A 17,538-nucleotide genomic window follows, 5' to 3' on the forward strand; every position below is an offset into this window, starting at 1 on the left:
ATGAATTATTTATACTAAATACTTTTCTAAATCCTAATAGACTTCTGTTAGTAGGGACAAATTCCCCTCTTGAGAGGGATTAGGGTTGTGTGATTTATGAATTATTTATGCTAAATACTTTTCTAAATCCTAATAGACTTCTGTTAGTAGGGACAAATTCCCCTCTTGAGAGTAGCTAGGGGTGTGTAAAATTATTGAAACTTAAAAATAGAGTTATAATGGTAAAAAGAAAAATCATACCCTATAATCCGAAACTCAAAGAATATGCCAGACAACTCCGAAATGATTCAACAAAAACCGAGATATTCCTTTGGTTAAAATTGAAAGGAAAACAAATGTATGGCTATGATTTTCACCGTCAAAAACCGATTGATAATTATATTTTAGATTTCTTTTGTTATGAATTGATGTTAGGAATTGAAGTGGATGGTTTTTCACATGAGTTTTTAGAAGTATATAATAAAGACACTATAAAAGAAAAAAAAATGAATGTATTGGGGATTAATGTTTTACGGTTTAGTGATGAACAGGTATTGAAAGATATGGAGAATGTGATACGAGTTATTGAGAATTATATTTTTGAATACGAAAAACACACCCCCAACCCCTCTCAAGAGGGGAGTTAGGAGTGCAAATAATTGTGAATTATTTATTTGAATATTTTTTCTAAATTCAAACAGTTTTTCTGTTTTTAGGATTGAATTCCCCTCTTGAGAGGGGCTAGGGGTATGTAAAATAGATTTATGAATTATTTATTAAATATATTTTCCAAATCCTAATAGCCTTCTGTTTACAGGGTTGAATTTTACTCTCAAGAAGGGAGTTAGGAGTGCAAATAATTGTGAATTATTTATTTGAATATTTTTTCTAAATTCAAACAGTTTTTCTGTTTGCTGGGTTGAATTCCCCTCTTGAGAGGGGCTAGGGGTGTGTAAAATATTTAATTACTTAATAAAGAACTTTAATATTCAACAGCTCAAATACAGATATAAACTGTAGTTAGAGGAGTTAAGCGTGTATAGATTTATGAATTATTTGTTTGAATATTTTTTCCAAATCCTAATAGCCTTCTTTTTGCAGGGTTAAATTCCCCTCTTGAGAGGGGCTAGGGGTGTGTAGATATGTAAAACTTAATAAAAAACCTTTAATATTAAATGACTCCAAAACAAATATAAACTGGATTTATAGGGGTTAGGGGTGTGTAATTTATTAAAACTAATTAATAGATCTATTTAATTTCTCTTTTTAATTCCAAGATTTTAAGATCCTAAATTAAATATAAACCGGAATTTAAAAAGTGCGTGTAAACTCCGGAATCTTAAACATAATTTTAGCATCTTTGCACCTATCGAGAAAATGAACATCAATGTTTCAAAATGAAAAAAATCCTATTCTTAACCGGAACTCGTGCCGATTTTAGTAAAATTAAATCTCTGATTCAAATTCTTGAAAAACAATCTGGATTTGAAGTTTTTGTTTTTGTAACCGGTATGCACCTTCAGGAAGAGTATGGTTATACGTTGATAGAAATCAAAAGATGTCAGTTCAAGAACGTGCATACTTTTGAAAATCATACCCACGAAACTACGATGGATTTGACTTTGGCCAAAACCATTGAAGGACTATCTGCTTATGTAAAGACTATCAGTCCTGACATGATACTGGTGCATGGAGATAGAGTAGAGACCTTGGCGGGAGCAATAGTAGGATCTTTGAACAATATTTTAGTGGCTCATATTGAAGGCGGAGAAGTTTCAGGAACCGTTGACGAATTGATTCGGCATAGTGTGAGCAAGTTGAGTCACATTCATTTTGTTTCGAATGCTGATGCCGCCAAACGCTTGAAACAAATGGGAGAAATTAAATCTTCTATTTTCACTATTGGTTCACCCGATATTGACATTATGTTTTCTGCAGTATTGCCAAGTTTGGAAATCGTTAAGGAGTATTATCAAATTCCCTTTGAGTCTTTTGCTATTGTTATGTTTCATCCCGTAACGACCGAAGCCGCAGCCATGCAACAGTATGCCGATGATTTTGTGGGGGCTTTGCTAGCGGATACACATAATTATGTGGTGATTTATCCCAACAATGATTTGGGAAGTCAATACATTATCGAAGGCTACAAAAAACTGAAAGAGAACTCTCGTTTCCGAGTTTTTCCTTCGTTGAGGTTCGAATATTTTTTGACTTTGTTGCAACACAGCCAATTTATTATTGGCAACAGCAGTGCCGGGATTCGGGAAGCTCCTTATTATGGAATTCCTATTATCAATATTGGGACAAGACAACAAAATAGAGCAGTACATGCAGAAATTGTAAATGTAGATTATAGTATCAAAAGCATAGAAATTGCTTTAAAAAAAATTGACCAGCATCAAGTACAAAAAACAAAAGCCGATTTTGGACAAGGAAATAGCGCCCAATTGTTTTTAGAAACTATCAAAAATGAGGATATTTGGAGAATAAATCACCAAAAACAATTTCGAGACCGATAAAAAAATGTATTTAAAAGCATTTGTTTTTTCAAGAAAACAAGAATAAAAAATATGAATTCTAATATTGCAATTCTTACTACTGTAATCAATCACGAACTCTATCAAAAGAGTTCCCAATTGTTTCCTCAAAACATTCAAAAATATGTTATAGATGGAACTAACGGTATGTTACGGTCTTGACAGTATTTTTTATATGATGAAAAAGTTGAAAGGCAAAGGTATTGAATGGTTAATAATGGCAGATGAAGATGTGTTGTTTGTAAATACAAAAAGTATTTTTTCTATAATTGAAGAAATGAAATTGAATGACTATATGATAAGTGGAGTTAGGGATGGAGGGGTTATTCAAAATAGGCATAAAAGTCCTTATGTTATCAATACTTTTTTTTCTATAATCAATTTTAAAGAGCTAGAATTAATTTGGAATAAGCAAGAAGTTTTAAAAAATCATTATATTTTAGAAGATGAATTTGATGATGATTTAAAAAGTTTAAGTGGAAATTATGAAACAGCAAGTTTGTATGAACTCTATTATTGTTTTTATTTTTGGTTGAGAAGAAAAGGGAAAAGGATTCTTTTTTTAAATGCCTCAACACCTTTTCTTGAAGACGGATTAACAACTTTGGTTAATGATACCAATGGAGGAGTATTGTTATACCACACTTGGTATGCACGTACTTATGGAATAAGCAAAACACATACGGATAGAATTAACAAAATATTCGAATTACTGAATTTTGAAAACACAATTGAATCTAGGCCTATAGTTTTTAAACATAAAACTTTTTTTATAATCAAAAGTGCTAGAAAATTATACAAAAGAATACAAATGAGAATTCAAGTAATTCGAAATCAAAAGCTTAAAAAGTTCAGGATTAATATGATTAATAAATGAAAAAACTAGGAATAGTAATTACAGATGGTGTTGGTTTTCGTAATTTTATTATGAGTGATTTCATTGCCGAAGCCACACAACAATTTGATACCGTAATCCTATATTCTGGCTTACCAATAAGTGCTTATGATACCATTTCTAAATCCAAAATAACCATTAAGGAGTTAGATGTTTATGTCGAATCTAAACCAGTTTGGTTTTTTAGGAAGTGGAAAGAAGTAGCCCATTTGCAAAAACATAAGACTTTTTATGGAATGAAAGATAATTTGCTTACAGGTTATCCTAAAAATAATTCAGCACGAGCAGTATTAGTCAAGTTGATTTATTTTTTCACTCGTTTTACACATTCGGATAGCAGTATTTTATGGGCCGAAAAATTGCAGTTTTTGTTCTTTTCTAAAAATAAAATTACCCAATCGTATTTGAAATTATTGAAAGAAGACCAACCTTCACATTTATTTTTTACACATCAAAGACCTCCTTTTTTAGCACCTTTTTTATATGCGGCCCAACAATTGAAAATACCTACCAGTACTTTTATTTTTAGCTGGGACAATCTGGCATCAAAAGGAAGAATGCTGGGAACTTTTGATTATTTCTTGGTGTGGAGTCATTTGATGCAATCGGAGTTGTTGTGTTTTTATCCAATGGTAAAAAAGGAAAAGGTAAAAATCGTGGGAACACCTCAATTTGAGCCTTATGTGATGCCCAAATACAAAACCACAGCCGAAGAGTTTTATGTAAAATTCGGTTTGGATGCTAATTTAAAAACGATATGTTACAGTTGTGCCGATGTTTCCATTGGTTCAAATGATCCCATTGTAATTCGAGCTATTGCCAATGCCATTAGAAATAATGCCATAAACAGCAAAGTGCAATTATTAGTTAGAACCTCACCAGCTGAAGACGATTCGAGATTCAGAGCCATTCGAGAGGAATTTCCAGAGCTACTTTGGAATGTTCCCAAATGGATTTTGACCCGAGAAAATCACGCTGAAAGTTGGTCACAACGAGTGCCATCGGAAGAGGATATAAAAGATTTACGTTCTTTATTAGAATATGTCGATTTGAATATTAATATGTGTTCGACGATGAGTTTGGATTTTATGTTGTTTGACAAACCCGTAATCAATACCGTTTTTGGGAATCAGGATAATGGGTTGTATAATGACCAACGATTTTTGAATTTCGGTCATTTCAAAAAAGTGGTCAATAGTCAATCAGTGACGATAGCCAAAAATGAAACCGAACTGATAAACCAAATCAACGAAGCATTAAGCAATCCAAATCAAAGAACCCTAGAAAGAAAAGCAATGATTGATCTGCAAGTAAGTGAATCTTTAGAAGGCACAAGCAAACGAATCGCCACGACTTTATCCCAACTTAATGACTAAACAAAAAAAAATAGCCATTGTTTGTAATTATGCTCTAAATCCCAACCGTATTGGCGGGATGGATCGGTTTTATGTGGCTTATGATAGGAAAGCAAAAACGTTGGGATATGAAATTGACTGGTATTTTTTGAATTATGAATTTTTTGATTTCTATTCCGAACTAACCATTTTTAGTGCCAATAACCAAAATATGGAATCCTTTTTCTTGGAAAAAGTAAATCAAGAAAACCTACAATACGATACTTTAGTTACTCATTTCCTATCCTTGTGTACCTCTTTTTTCAAAAAGGCAAAAGCTAGGGGTATTCAACAAACGATTGTTGTAGATCATAATCCAAGACCTTTGGAAGGATTTCCATTCTCCAAGATTTTAAAAAATAAAATAAAAGGAATTTTATATTCTCAATACATCGACCAGTTCATTGGCGTTTCCGAATATACTCGAAAACACATTTTAAAGGATTACGGTTCTTTTTTGGACAAAAAAACCAGTGTGATTTATAACGGAATTGATACTATGGTTTTTGTAAAAAGAGTGAATGAAAATACGAATAAATTTGTGGTATGTTCTCACTTACGCCCTTCCAAAGGGATTCAGGACTTGATAAAAGCAGTTGCTGTTTTGGAAGAAAATATAAAAAGCCAGATTCAAATTGATGTCTATGGCGAAGGGCCTTATGAAAATGAATTATTGGAAATGATTAAAGAAAATAATTTGGAGAGAATCATTCATTTTAGAGGAGGTTCGTCCCAACTCAATGAATTGTTGTACAATTACCGATATTTGGTGCAACCCACTTATATGGAATGTTTCAGTCTTTCTATTTTGGAAAGCTTGGCGGCAAATGTACCTGTCATCACGACTACTGTTGGAGGGAATTTAGAAATTATTGAAAACAATACAAACGGATTTATCTTTGAACCGAAAGACTATTTAGCTTTGTCGGAAATCTTGAAAAACATTGTTTTAGAAAATTTAAAAATTGACAATGATGTAAGCTTACAAATCGAAAAAGACTTCAATTTAGAGAAAATGGTCAACGAACACATACAGTTGTTAAATTGAAAACAAACATAAAAATACCCTCCAACACCTTTCAAGATGTGAGCTAAGAGTGCTAAATTAAGAATGTACAATAACGAATATTTCTTCAAACCTTAAATATCTTATGTTTGCAGGGACGAATTCCCCTCTTGAGAGGGGTTAGGGGTGTGTTATTTATTAAAAGCGAAAAATCATTCTATGACCAGAAGAAAAATTATACCCTACAATCCAAAACTAAAAGAATTGGCTCGCCAATTGCGGAATGATTCCACCAAAACGGAAATTTTTCTGTGGTTAAAATTGAAAGGAAAACAAATGTATGGTTATGATTTTCATCGTCAAAAACCCATTGATAATTATATTTTAGATTTTTTTTGTTACGAATTAATGTTGGGAATAGAAGTTGACGGATATTCCCATCAATTTTTGGAAGTATATAATAAAGACGGGATAAAAGAAAAAAGAATGAATGATTTTGGAATTTCTATTTTGCGATTTAGTGATGATCAAGTATTAAATGATATGGAAAATGTACTTCGAGCGATTGAATTTTATATTTTTGAATACGAAAAACACACCCCCAACCCCTCTCAAGAGGGGAGTTAGGAATGCAAATAATTATAAGGAGGTTAATGAAATAAATATCAAATTCTAATAGATTTTTTTTAGTAGATACGAGAATTCCCTCTCAAGAAGAGAGTTACGAATGCAAATAATTATAAGGAGAATAATGAATATATTCCAAATTCTAATAGATTTCCTTACAGTAGATACGAATTCCCCTCTCTAAAGGGTAGTGGTGTGTAAAACCCAAATAAATAAAATAAGCATAAAATAATGAAAATAGCCTTTCTAACCCCCGAATACCCGCACCCGAAAACAGGAAGTTCTGGTGGGATTGGCACGAGCATCAAGAACTTGGCTATCGGACTTTTGGCAGAAGGTTGTTCGGTACGGGTTTTAGTTTATGGTCAAAAAGAGGAGGGGGGTTTCGAGGATAACGGCATTGTGATTCAGCAAATCAAGAACTTGAAAATCAAAGGATTGTCTTGGTGGTTGACTCGAAAAAAGTTGGAACGCATTATCAATCAATTGTATGCCAATAATGAAATTGATGTGGTCGAAGCTCCAGATTGGACCGGAATTACTTCCTTTATTCAACCTAAAAAATGTCCAATAGTAATAAGATTGAACGGCTCCGATACTTATTTTTGTCATTTGGATAATCGTCCTGTGAAATGGATAAATAAATTCCACGAAAAAAGAGCGCTTCAAAAAGCAGATGCTTTATTATCCGTTAGCCAATTCACCGCCGATCTGACTAATGAAGTTTTTGGATTGCAAAAGCATTTTACTATAATCCCCAATTCTATAGATATTGGTTTATTCAATAGCAATAGCAATAGTAATGAGAATGTCAATCACAATATCAATGCGAAAAATAGTAAAAATGAGCAAAAAAATTTAAGTGTTCCAAGCTCCCCTCTCCTTTGGAGAGGGGTTGGGGGTGAGGATACTATTCTTTATTTTGGAAGTTTAATCCGAAAAAAAGGCTTGCTGGAATTGCCTTTGATATTCAATATAGTAGTTCAAAAAAATCCTGAAACCAAACTTATTTTGATAGGCAAAGATGTGCCTGATATTGTTTCTGGAAATCCATCGACTTGGCAAATGATGCAGCAATTATTTACGAACGAAGCTTTACAAAACGTAAGTTACTTAGGAAGTGTTCCGTATCAAGAGATAAAATCACACATAAAAACGGCTGGAGTTTGTGTTTTTCCTACATTTGCGGAGGCTTTGCCTGTTTCTTGGATTGAGGCAATGGCATTGCAAAAACCCATTGTGGCTTCCAATATTGGTTGGGCTAAAGAAGTGATTGAAGATGGAGTAGAAGGCTTTTTAGTGCATCCCAAAGAGCATAAAAAATATGCAGAACGAATTTTGGAACTGCTTGAAAATCCGAAATTACAGTCAGCATTTGGTGTCGCCGCCAGAAAAAAGGTAATTCTTAAATTTAGTAATGAAACAGTAGCAAGACAAAGTTTGTCGTTTTATAAGAAATGCATAGCATCAAAATGAAGAAAAAAATAAAAAAAATAATAAGTGCACTTTTCCCCAATGGAGGAATAAAAGAGCAAATCAAGTTGGTGTATTACAGTATCAATAAACCCAAAAATACTTCATATCAGTTAGTTATAAACAGCGAAAACAAAATAGTTTTCAAGACTGTTTTTAAGGAAGTTTCTTTAATAACCAATGAAGCCTTGTATTTTATCGTTCCCGATTTTAATTACTACCAACATTTTTATAAAGTACAACCTAATAATGTGGTTTTGGATGCAGGAGCCAATTGCGGGCATTTGTCCATTTTCTTTTCTAAATTGGTGGGGAAAAACGGAATTGTTTATGCTTTTGAACCTGATACATTTAATATTAAAAGAATAAATAGCAACAAGCAACTGAATAACGACCTTTTGGATAACATTAGAATTGAAGAGTTGTTGTTGTGGAATGAAAACAAATTAGTTGATTTTTATGAAGCGGGAACAGTAGGTTCCTCGGCTGTCTGGATTCCAGATACTGATAAATGTGTCAAAAAAGAAGCCGTACGAATTGATCATTGGGTAACGAAAAACAATATTAAAAAATTAGATTTCATAAAAATGGATATTGAAGGAGCCGAAATAGAAGCTTTGGACGGATGCGTACAAACCATCGAAAATCTGAAACCTAATTTTGCCATTGCCTCGTATCATATTGTAGAAGGAGCGGCAACGTACATTAAAGTGGAAGAATTTTTTAAGAAAATGAACTATCCATACAAAACAGTACGATTCCGAAAGAATGAAATCATCACTTTTGCAGGAGCATCTGTAAATCAATAAAGCTATGCTGATTGTATATCATAATGGCGCAACTGTTGTAGAACTGGCTAATGTCAAGGCTTTTGATGTAGATAAATTTAGTCTTAAATCTATTTCCTCTGCTCTTATTGAAGTGGCAAAAAATCATCCAGAGGAAATTCTGGTTTGGTGTCATATTGATTTCAAGCTACAACTCAATGTTTCGGCAATTGAAAAATTATTGCATCACAAGAAAGTATTACTTTCCTATAATCCGTCCGATATTCCATTTTTAGACTCGGCCATTGGTTATATAGACGCTTCCCTTTTTATCCAAATTAATAAAGCGGTTCCTTTTCCCACTTGGCAAATGAGTAGTATTGTGGGTTGTGTTAATTCGGAAGTTTTATTGGCATTGAATAATGAAATCACTTTAGATAAAAACTTCGATTATTTTCTGTGTTCTCTAGGAAAATTAATGATGCCCAAAGGATTATTGTGCTATTCCGAGCCACAACTTTTGAAGAATGAATCTAAAAGTATTATAGCTAAAACAAGCCAATACACGCTGTTTCGTTTTGTAAAACAACATTATAGAACGCGTTGGGTTTTCTTGTTGTTGTTCAATTTATTTATTTACGAACGAAAATTTCCCCTTTTGCCTTTTCTGTTTTCCCTTTTTTATAAAAATAGAAGTAAGACAAACATTAATTTGGATGATATTAAAGTGCAATCCTCCAGAAAAGTAATTGACAAAGCTACAGTAGATGTCATTATTCCAACTATTGGTAGAAAAAATTATCTGTATGATGTCTTGAAAGATTTCTCGAAACAAACCCTTTTGCCCAAAAAAATTATCATTGTTGAACAAAATCCAGAAACTGAAAGCACAACCGAATTGGATTATTTAACCAATGAAAAATGGCCGTTTGAAATTCAACATATTTTCACCCATCAAGCGGGTGTTTGCAATGCCCGTAATTTGGCGTTGAATGAAACTCAAAGTGAATGGGTCTTCTTGGCAGATGATGACAATCGGTTTGAGGCTACTTTATTATCGGATATTTTTAGCAAGGTTGAACAATATGGAAATGAAGTGGTAACTACATCTTATCCTCAAAAAAATGAAATTAAGAAATACACCAAAGTAATTCAATGGCCCACTTTTGGTGCGGGAAATAGTTTTGTTCCAAGAGCTATTTTGACGGATGTAAAATTCAATAAAGCCTTTGAGTTTGGTTATGGTGAAGATGGCGATTTCGGAATGCAATTGCGCAATTTAGGGTATGATATTTTGTATCTGCCAGAACCTGAAATACTACATTTGAAAGCTCCTGTGGGTGGTTTTAGGACTAAACCCGTGTTGAGGTGGCATAACGAAAGTATTCAGCCGAAGCCTTCGCCAACTATAATGTTGTATCAAATGGCACATTGTTCAAAAGAACAAATGAATAATTATAAAACCATTTTGTTCTTTAAGTATTATAAATTTCAAACGATTAAAAACCCAATCAGATATTATATTTATTTTCAAAAACAATGGCAAAGAAGTGTTTTTTGGGCTAACAAATTAAATAAACAAAATGAAATTTAGTTTAATCATTTGTACTTATATGCGTCCTGAATCGGTGTTGCAATTATTGCAATCTGTTCAAGAGCAAACTCTATATCCCGATGAAATTCTGATAATAGATGGTTCAACAAATTCGCAAACTGCAACTATTCTAAAAGAAAATAAATTTGAGAATTTGCATTATTTTGCGGTTCCACCCGAGCATCGAGGATTGACCAAGCAACGAAATTATGGCGTAAAAAAAGCCGGTAGTGCAATGAAAGTCATCGCTTTCTTGGACGATGATACCGTTTTGTCAACTAATTATTTCGAAGAAATAATTAAAACTTTCGAAGATAATCAAGATGTTTCAGGTGTTGGAGGAGTCGCTATTAATGAAAATAGTTGGACATTGGCTGAGCCCAACAAAAACTACAATAAGAATCAATATTACCTATGGGAAGGATTTGTTTATAAGGAAGGACAGCGCAATGTGGTTCGCAATTATTTGGGATTACAATCTAATTTAGGTCTAGGACGCATGCCTGACTATTCACACGGAAAAACCTGTGGTTTCCCTTTGAACGGCAAAACTTATGAAGTAGATTTATTGATAGGAATGTCGTTTGCTTTTCGCAGAAAAGTAGTTGATTCCATTCGATTTTCTCCCTATTTTGAAGGCTATGGCTTGTATGAAGATGCCGATTTTAGTATCCGAGCCTTGCAGTTTGGTAAAAATGTCATTAACACCAAAGCGCAGTTGAGTCATTTTCATCATCCCTCAGGAAGACCCAACCAATACCGATATGGCAAAATGGTAGTTCGCAACGGTTGGTATGTTTGGAGAGTCAAAAATCCGAAACCTTCACTCAATGCCAAAATTAAATGGCATTCTATTACCATTTTGTTGACTTTAATCCGATTTACCAATACATTTACCACAACCAAAAAAAAGGTAGCCTTTACCGAAGCAATAGGAAGAACAATTGGTTGGTGGAGTTTGCTTTTGAATAAGCCAAATTTGAATCTGAAATAATAATTATGAGATTAGAAATTCATCATTGGACTCCACATCACAATATGATTGTTTTTTCGTATTTGTTTTTTTGTGAAGAAAATAATATTGAATTTGATATTCGAATGAATTCTAAAATTTCTTGGACCGGAGCGATACTTTACTTCAACAATGAGACTTATTATTTAGATTATTCAGATGACACGAAATTTCTAGATAATCCCGAAAACTATAATTATTATTTCAAAAGATCATTAAGGATAAGCGATGTAAAAGGAAATGTTTATCTGTTGAACTTACAAGTCAATTATTCCTACAAATCGTTGCATCTATTGACTAAATTTAAATTCAAAGATTTAATCAATAAAGCGAATCGAATTGAAATGATTCGTTCATTAGATTATTTTAATACTTTTACAAATTCTTCTCATAATGCAATGGATGTCAGAAAGTTGTCAAAAGAAGTAAATGATAATAATGGCAAAGTGATTTTTTATACTAGTTTGTGGAATCCTGAAAATCACATTGATACTGATGAAAAAGAGCGCAGGAAGATGCAAAATGAATTTAGAATAGAGGGATGTAGAATACTAAAAAAGAATTTCAAAAATGCTTCTGTGGGTTTGTTTCCTGATGGTTTGTCCTCTACATTAGCACCAGATTTATTGTTGGATGTGAAAAAAACATCATTAAAAAGATATTTTGGAATCTTAAGACAATCAGACATAGGGGTTGCAGACGATGGTTTAAAAGACACTCCTGGATGGAAAATTGGCGAATATTTATTATTTGGCAAAGCTGTTATAACAACTCCATTAAATAATGCAATTGAAAATTTTCAAGAGTATACCCATTATGAGAAATTGTCAAGTCGTTCCTCTTATATAGAGCTACCTGAAAAAATCGAATATTTACTGAAGGATAAAAAATACCTTGAAATGGGAAAGAATAATCTGAAATGGAGTGAGGAATATTTACATCCAAAAAATTATATAAAAAGGATATTAATAGTAACTAGAAGGGAAGTATTATAAAAATAACATTTGTTCTGAATTAAAAACATTAAAAATTAAAATGGTAAAAAAATATTCGTCCGTTTAGAACAAGTAATTATGTATAGTTTAGTGAATCTAATTGTATTATTGCGTTTGTCAAAAAAGATTTATTTACCTGGGTATTCATTTCCAATAAATTTAAGACCAAAATCAACCGATTTATTAACTTTTCATCAAATATTTACATTCAAAGAATATAATATACATTTAAGGGATGAACCAAAATTTATAATTGATGCTGGGGCTAATATTGGTTTAGCAACTTTGTATTTTAACAAAAATTATTCAAAAGCCAAAATAATAGCAATAGAGCCTGAAAAAGCTAATTTTAAAATGTTGGAAATAAATAGTAAAAACCACAAAAACATTTTTTTACATAAAAGAGCGTTATCAAATCAGGCAAATCTTGTTTTGAATGTAGTTGATAAAGGTTATAGAAATTGGGGTTTTGTTACACAAATTGAAGGTAGTTTGAGCCATCAAAATATTGTTGATACAGTTCAATCCATTACAATTGATGAAATTATATAAAAAAAACAATTTAGAATTCATCGACTTATTGAAAATTGATATTGAGGGAGGTGAAAAGGAATTATTTGGATTTAAAAAATTGGTTCCTAGCCAAATAGGGAAATCTCAAACAAAACAGATCTATCTTACCAACAAAAAGAATACTGTTCAGAATAATTTATATTGAAACCTAATAACACTAGATCATAAATAATAGTTGTACATGAAAAAAGAAGACATTACCTATTTTCAAATAATCTTCTTCCATGCGGTGTTGGGATTTTTGGTCTATTTACTTCCTTTTGTAGCTAAAATATATGGCTATGCTATTTTTATCGTGGGAATCTATTATGTTATTAAGACTCAAAATAAGAAAAGTGAAGCCTTGATTGTAGCTGGCTATGTCGTAGGAAGTGAAATTTTCCTGCGGATGACTGGGGGCAATCCCTTGTATGAAATATCCAAATATGGCGTAATGTTATTTATTTTTATGGGGATGTACTATAGTGGCTTCTCCAAGGGGGCGACACCCTATTGGATTTTTCTATTGCTTTTGGTACCCGGTATAGTGCTTACCACTTTTGTGCTCAATTTTGAAACTAATATGCGGAATTCTATCGCCTTTAACATCTCAGGGCCAGTCTGTTTGGGGGTGGCTTCCATCTACACCTTCAGAAGAAAGATTCCCGTAGAGCAGATGAATTCCATTATTCTCAGCATGGGGTTGCCCATTGTAACTTGTATGGTGTATCTGACTTTTTATACGCCAAACATTCGAGATGTGATTACCAGTACCCAATCCAATTTTTCAACTTCCGGAGGTTTTGGTCCTAACCAAGTAGCTACTTTTTTAGGGTTAGGGATGTTTATCTTTTTCTCTAGAACTATTCTGGAGTCTAGGACAAAATTTATGTTAGGTATAAATCTCTTTATTGCCATCAATATGAGTTATCGGGGTATGGTGACCTTCTCTCGAGGGGGTATAATTACGGGCTTTCTGATGATTCTCTTGTTGTTGTTGTTTCTTTATTACAAATCGAATTTTAAGGGCAGGGTCAAACTCAATTATGTTATGGTTTTTATTGCAGTGGCGATGGTCGCAACTTGGACTTATACTTCCTTTCAAACGGGAGGGCTTATTGATAAACGGTATGCCAATCAGGATGCTGCAGGAAGAACTAAAGAAAGCAAGTTTTCAGGAAGGGAAGAAGTAGCTAAAGGTGAAATCAATCTTTTCTTGAAGAATCCTATATTTGGTGTGGGCGTGGGTAAGGGGGTTGAGTTGCGTAAAGAGGAGACTGGAGACGGGACTTTGTCCCATGACGAAATCACCCGTATGCTGGCCGAACACGGTTCCTTGGGGGTTGTGGGTTTGCTGATCCTGTTTTTTACCCCCTTGTTTTTATATGTCGAGAACAAATTCAATATGTTTCTGCTGTGTTTCTTAGCGTTCTGGTTCTTGACCATCAATCATGCTGCGATGCGAACGGCTGCACCGGCCTTTGTGTATTCGTTGTCGTTGCTGAATATTTATTTTGAAAAGAACAGTAAATAGGAGGTTACAGGGAGCGGGAGGTAGATTTCAGGTAGGAGTGTTCAGTTGGCAGGTTGCAGATTTCATGTAGCAGATTTCATGTAGCAGATTTCAGTTGGCAGATTGTATGCAGTTGCATATTGAAATATTTATAAAAATTTATCTGGATTATTCATCATATAAGTAATGAGAACAAAATAGTGTCGTTTTTTTTACCATATAAGGCATATAAGAACATTTAAGTTTTTGATTGAATCGCTTATGTGAACTTATATGCCTTATATGGTAAGATTAAATGTGTAACTGTTTAAATACGACAATAATTGATTCTTTCTATTTAGTTTAATAGCTTACCAACTTCAAGGCTTTTTGATGTTAAGGTTTCTAAATCATTTTTATTAATATAATCACAAGCATTTGCATATACTAACCATACTTGAGTTTCAGTATTTTCAGCATCACTATCTGTTAATTTCGAAACAAAATGTTTTTCATATTTTCTTTTTCTTGTTGCTTCTGAGATATTCGCCGATACACTTCTGGAAGAACGCCTAATTTGATCTGTCAATGAATATTTTTCTTCAGAAGGAAAACTTTTTGAAATAGAAAATATTTCCATTGCTAATTCAAATTATTTCTTATAAGCTAGTAAATCCTGAAATCTCATAATTTATATTTATCCAATCTGTTTTCAGCCTCCTGCTTCCTGAAACCCGCCGTCTGCAACCCGCTAACTCCTTTTCTTCGCCTTAATCATCATTTCCAATTGATCCCACAGTTCTTCGGGTATGGCTTCGAGGATGTTGAATTCTCCTGCACCTTTCAGCCATTCGCCACCATCAATCACAATGACTTCACCGTTGATGTAGCCTGAAAAATCCGACACCAAGTAAGCCGCGAGATTCGCCAATTCCTGATGATTTCCGACTCTTCCCAAAGGCACTTTTTTGGCCATATCAAATTTATCCGCGAGGTCGCCTGGTAATAGTCTATCCCAGGCACCTTGGGTAGGGAAAGGTCCCGGTGCAATCGCATTGGAACGAATTCCATATTTTGCCCATTCTACCGCAAGGCTTCGGGTCATCGCCAGAACACCCGCTTTTGCCGCAGCACTTGGCACCACATAAGCTGAACCCGTAAACGCATAGGTTGTCACAATATTCAATATGGTTGCCGTTGTTTGCTTGCTATCTATCCAATGTTTTCCAAAAGCAAGTGTGCAGTTTTTGGAGCCTTTGAGTACAATGTCAATGACCGTATCGAAGGCATTGGCCGATAATCTTTCGGTTGGAGAGATGAAATTTCCCGCAGCATTGTTGAGCAATACATCTACTTTGCCATAGGTTTTCAGGACTTCTTGCAGCATATTTTCGACTTGGTCGTAATGCCTTACATCACATTGCACTGCCAGACAAGTTCCGCCTGTTTCCGTTTCGAGTACTTTGGCTGTAGTTTGTAATTTCTCCAAATCTCGGGAACTGATAGCCACTTTCGCTCCAAGTTCCATAAAATAGCGGGTCATCGCTTTGCCTAAACCGCTTCCGCCACCCGTTATCACAATCACTTTGCCTTTTAAGGCATCGTCCCGAAGCATTTTTGCTGAGAAATCCATAGTTTTATTTTTTTAGAAATGTAAATATAAGGAAAATAATTAGTAGGCATGCATAGTAAAAACAGGAAAGTATTTTTTAACTACATAGAAACATAGTCAAAATTGTTAAAGAAGACAGATATAGAAAATTCTTTTTGAACATAGCAACTATGAACTCTATCCTATAGCGAAGCTTTCTTTCTTTATCTTACAAAAGCTATGTTTCTATGTGTTTAAAATTTTTAAATTTAACATGACAAAGGCGAATTTACTGTATCAAACCCCACACAGTCGCTTTGCAGCTTCTTCCAATGTTTTGTTGTCTTTGGCAAAGCAAAACCGAATTCGTTTTTCATCTTTGGCATCGCCATAAAAAGAGGAAAGGGGAATGGCCGCTACACCATGTTCTACAATCAAACGTTTGCAAAAATCGATATCATTTTCGTTACTGATAGAAGCGTAAGAAACCACCTGAAAATAGGTTCCTTCGCAAGGCAATACTTCGAAGCGGCTGTTTTGGAGTAGTTTTCTAAAGTAGTCTCGTTTTTCCTGATAAAAAGAACCCAGTTTGGACACCTCCACGACATCCAAATACTCGCTTATAGCCACTTGAGAAATGCTGTTGACACTAAAAATCATAAATTGATGTACTTTTTTGATTTCTAACATTAAATTTTCGGGAGCTACGAGATAGCCTACTTTCCAACCCGTGATGTGAAATGATTTTCCAAAGGAGGCAATTACAACCGAACGATTTTGCAATTTTTCTCGAGAATGAACTGAGATATGATTCTGCTCGAAAGTAATGTATTCATAAACTTCATCAGAAAGTACTATAACCTTTGGGTATTTCTGCAGTAGTGTTTCCAATGCCACAAAATCATCATCAGTCCATATTTTCCCTGTTGGATTGTGCGGATTGTTGGTAATTATCATTTTGGTATTCGAAGAAAAGGCTTTTTCGATTCGTTCCCAATTGGGCGTATAATCGTCATTCAAAGCTACTCGAACGGGTTTGGCATTGCAGAGCAAAACAGGTGCTTCATAACTGTCATAACTTGGGTCGAGAAGAATGACTTCTTCGTTTGAATGGACCAAGGCTGTAATTGTGGTAAAAATAGCCTGGGTTGCTCCGGCTGTTACCAGAATTTCGGTTTCCGGATGAAGGTTTCTATGATAGGATTTCAAAACTAATACCGCTATCTTGTTCAATAGCGGAGGATAACCCGACATCGGGAGGTATTGATGGACATTTTCTTTTGCCAATCGGGCGACAGTATCGGAGAGTCTCGGGTCAATAGCAAAGTTGGGAAAACCCTGTGAAAGGTTAATGGCCTTGTATTCGGTTGCCATTTTGGACATTACCGTGAATATACTCGTTTTGATTTGGGGTAGTTTGGACATATTTTGGGTTTTTAATTTTAATAAACTGGACTAAAGTCCTGCCCTACAAAATGCACTGAGCCTACGGCTCTCTTTTTTGTGTTTTTTAGTATAAATGGGACTAATAATGTCCTGCCCTACAAAATGCACCGAGCCTACGGTTCTCTTTTTTGTGTTTTTTAGTATAAATGAGACTAATAAAGTCCAGCCTTACAAAATA

The 17,538-nt window shown here is 34.1% G+C and carries 18 protein-coding genes; 15 read left to right on the forward strand and 3 right to left on the reverse strand.

What is annotated here, in order from left to right:
• The first annotated feature begins 218 nt into the window (after nucleotides 1–218).
• The 15 genes from FNW17_RS09675 (at nucleotide 219) to FNW17_RS09740 (ending at nucleotide 14,365) form a co-directional block, all read left to right on the forward strand.
• Nucleotides 219–626, forward strand: coding sequence for an endonuclease domain-containing protein (locus FNW17_RS09675; protein ID WP_144071519.1), 408 nt, complete (start codon nucleotides 219–221; stop codon nucleotides 624–626).
• A gap of 750 nt (nucleotides 627–1,376) precedes the next feature.
• On the forward strand, nucleotides 1,377–2,498 hold the full coding sequence (neuC, locus tag FNW17_RS09680; protein WP_143391459.1) for a UDP-N-acetylglucosamine 2-epimerase: 1,122 nt from the start codon (nucleotides 1,377–1,379) through the stop codon (nucleotides 2,496–2,498).
• Between the two features lie 51 nt (nucleotides 2,499–2,549).
• Entirely contained in the window at nucleotides 2,550–2,678 is a 129-nt protein-coding gene (locus tag FNW17_RS16655) for a hypothetical protein (protein WP_262710848.1), read from the forward strand.
• Complete coding sequence (locus FNW17_RS09685; RefSeq protein ID WP_144071520.1) at nucleotides 2,650–3,393, forward strand: hypothetical protein; 744 nt, start codon at nucleotides 2,650–2,652, stop codon at nucleotides 3,391–3,393. Before FNW17_RS16655 ends, FNW17_RS09685 begins: the two co-directional genes overlap by 29 nt.
• Nucleotides 3,390–4,787: a hypothetical protein gene (locus FNW17_RS09690; RefSeq protein ID WP_144071521.1), complete on the forward strand. Its 1,398-nt coding sequence runs from the start codon at nucleotides 3,390–3,392 to the stop codon at nucleotides 4,785–4,787. Before FNW17_RS09685 ends, FNW17_RS09690 begins: the two co-directional genes overlap by 4 nt.
• A complete protein-coding gene (locus tag FNW17_RS09695) occupies nucleotides 4,780–5,853 on the forward strand; it encodes a glycosyltransferase family 4 protein (protein ID WP_143391462.1) in 1,074 nt (357 codons plus the stop codon). The genes FNW17_RS09690 and FNW17_RS09695 overlap by 8 nt, the downstream gene beginning before the upstream one ends.
• Before the next feature lie 177 nt (nucleotides 5,854–6,030).
• On the forward strand, nucleotides 6,031–6,438 hold the full coding sequence (locus tag FNW17_RS09700; protein WP_143391463.1) for an endonuclease domain-containing protein: 408 nt from the start codon (nucleotides 6,031–6,033) through the stop codon (nucleotides 6,436–6,438).
• 231 nt (nucleotides 6,439–6,669) lie between these two features.
• Nucleotides 6,670–7,914: a glycosyltransferase family 4 protein gene (locus FNW17_RS09705; protein ID WP_144071522.1), complete on the forward strand. Its 1,245-nt coding sequence runs from the start codon at nucleotides 6,670–6,672 to the stop codon at nucleotides 7,912–7,914.
• On the forward strand, nucleotides 7,911–8,720 hold the full coding sequence (locus FNW17_RS09710) for an FkbM family methyltransferase (protein ID WP_235893265.1): 810 nt from the start codon (nucleotides 7,911–7,913) through the stop codon (nucleotides 8,718–8,720). The genes FNW17_RS09705 and FNW17_RS09710 overlap by 4 nt, the downstream gene beginning before the upstream one ends.
• 4 nt (nucleotides 8,721–8,724) lie before the next feature.
• A complete protein-coding gene (locus tag FNW17_RS09715) occupies nucleotides 8,725–10,272 on the forward strand; it encodes a glycosyltransferase family 2 protein (RefSeq protein WP_144071523.1) in 1,548 nt (515 codons plus the stop codon).
• Nucleotides 10,262–11,266 carry a glycosyltransferase family 2 protein gene (locus FNW17_RS09720; protein WP_144071524.1) on the forward strand — a complete coding sequence of 335 codons (1,005 nt, stop codon included), beginning with the start codon at nucleotides 10,262–10,264 and terminating at the stop codon, nucleotides 11,264–11,266. Before FNW17_RS09715 ends, FNW17_RS09720 begins: the two co-directional genes overlap by 11 nt.
• 5 nt (nucleotides 11,267–11,271) lie before the next feature.
• A complete protein-coding gene (locus FNW17_RS09725) occupies nucleotides 11,272–12,279 on the forward strand; it encodes a hypothetical protein (protein WP_144071525.1) in 1,008 nt (335 codons plus the stop codon).
• A gap of 114 nt (nucleotides 12,280–12,393) precedes the next feature.
• Nucleotides 12,394–12,831, forward strand: coding sequence for an FkbM family methyltransferase (locus FNW17_RS09730; protein WP_185964839.1), 438 nt, complete (start codon nucleotides 12,394–12,396; stop codon nucleotides 12,829–12,831).
• Nucleotides 12,818–12,997, forward strand: a complete 180-nt coding sequence (locus FNW17_RS16780; RefSeq protein ID WP_143391472.1) for an FkbM family methyltransferase — start codon at nucleotides 12,818–12,820, stop codon at nucleotides 12,995–12,997. The genes FNW17_RS09730 and FNW17_RS16780 overlap by 14 nt, the downstream gene beginning before the upstream one ends.
• A gap of 36 nt (nucleotides 12,998–13,033) precedes the next feature.
• Nucleotides 13,034–14,365 (forward strand): O-antigen ligase family protein, encoded by a 1,332-nt coding sequence (locus FNW17_RS09740; protein ID WP_143391473.1) that lies wholly within the window; start codon nucleotides 13,034–13,036, stop codon nucleotides 14,363–14,365.
• 316 nt (nucleotides 14,366–14,681) lie between these two features.
• On the opposite strand, the gene FNW17_RS09745 is transcribed toward FNW17_RS09740, so the two are convergent.
• The 3 genes from FNW17_RS09745 to FNW17_RS09755 form a co-directional block, all read right to left on the reverse strand.
• Nucleotides 14,682–14,963, reverse strand: a complete 282-nt coding sequence (locus FNW17_RS09745) for a four helix bundle protein (RefSeq protein ID WP_235893001.1) — start codon at nucleotides 14,961–14,963, stop codon at nucleotides 14,682–14,684.
• Between the two features lie 111 nt (nucleotides 14,964–15,074).
• A complete protein-coding gene (locus FNW17_RS09750) occupies nucleotides 15,075–15,956 on the reverse strand; it encodes an SDR family oxidoreductase (RefSeq protein WP_185965291.1) in 882 nt (293 codons plus the stop codon).
• Between the two features lie 255 nt (nucleotides 15,957–16,211).
• Nucleotides 16,212–17,339 carry a methionine aminotransferase gene (locus FNW17_RS09755; RefSeq protein ID WP_144071526.1) on the reverse strand — a complete coding sequence of 376 codons (1,128 nt, stop codon included), beginning with the start codon at nucleotides 17,337–17,339 and terminating at the stop codon, nucleotides 16,212–16,214.
• Nucleotides 17,340–17,538: the final 199 nt, after the last annotated feature.

It is taken from the genome of Flavobacterium franklandianum (assembly GCF_007097365.1).
GTDB lineage: Bacteria > Bacteroidota > Bacteroidia > Flavobacteriales > Flavobacteriaceae > Flavobacterium > Flavobacterium franklandianum.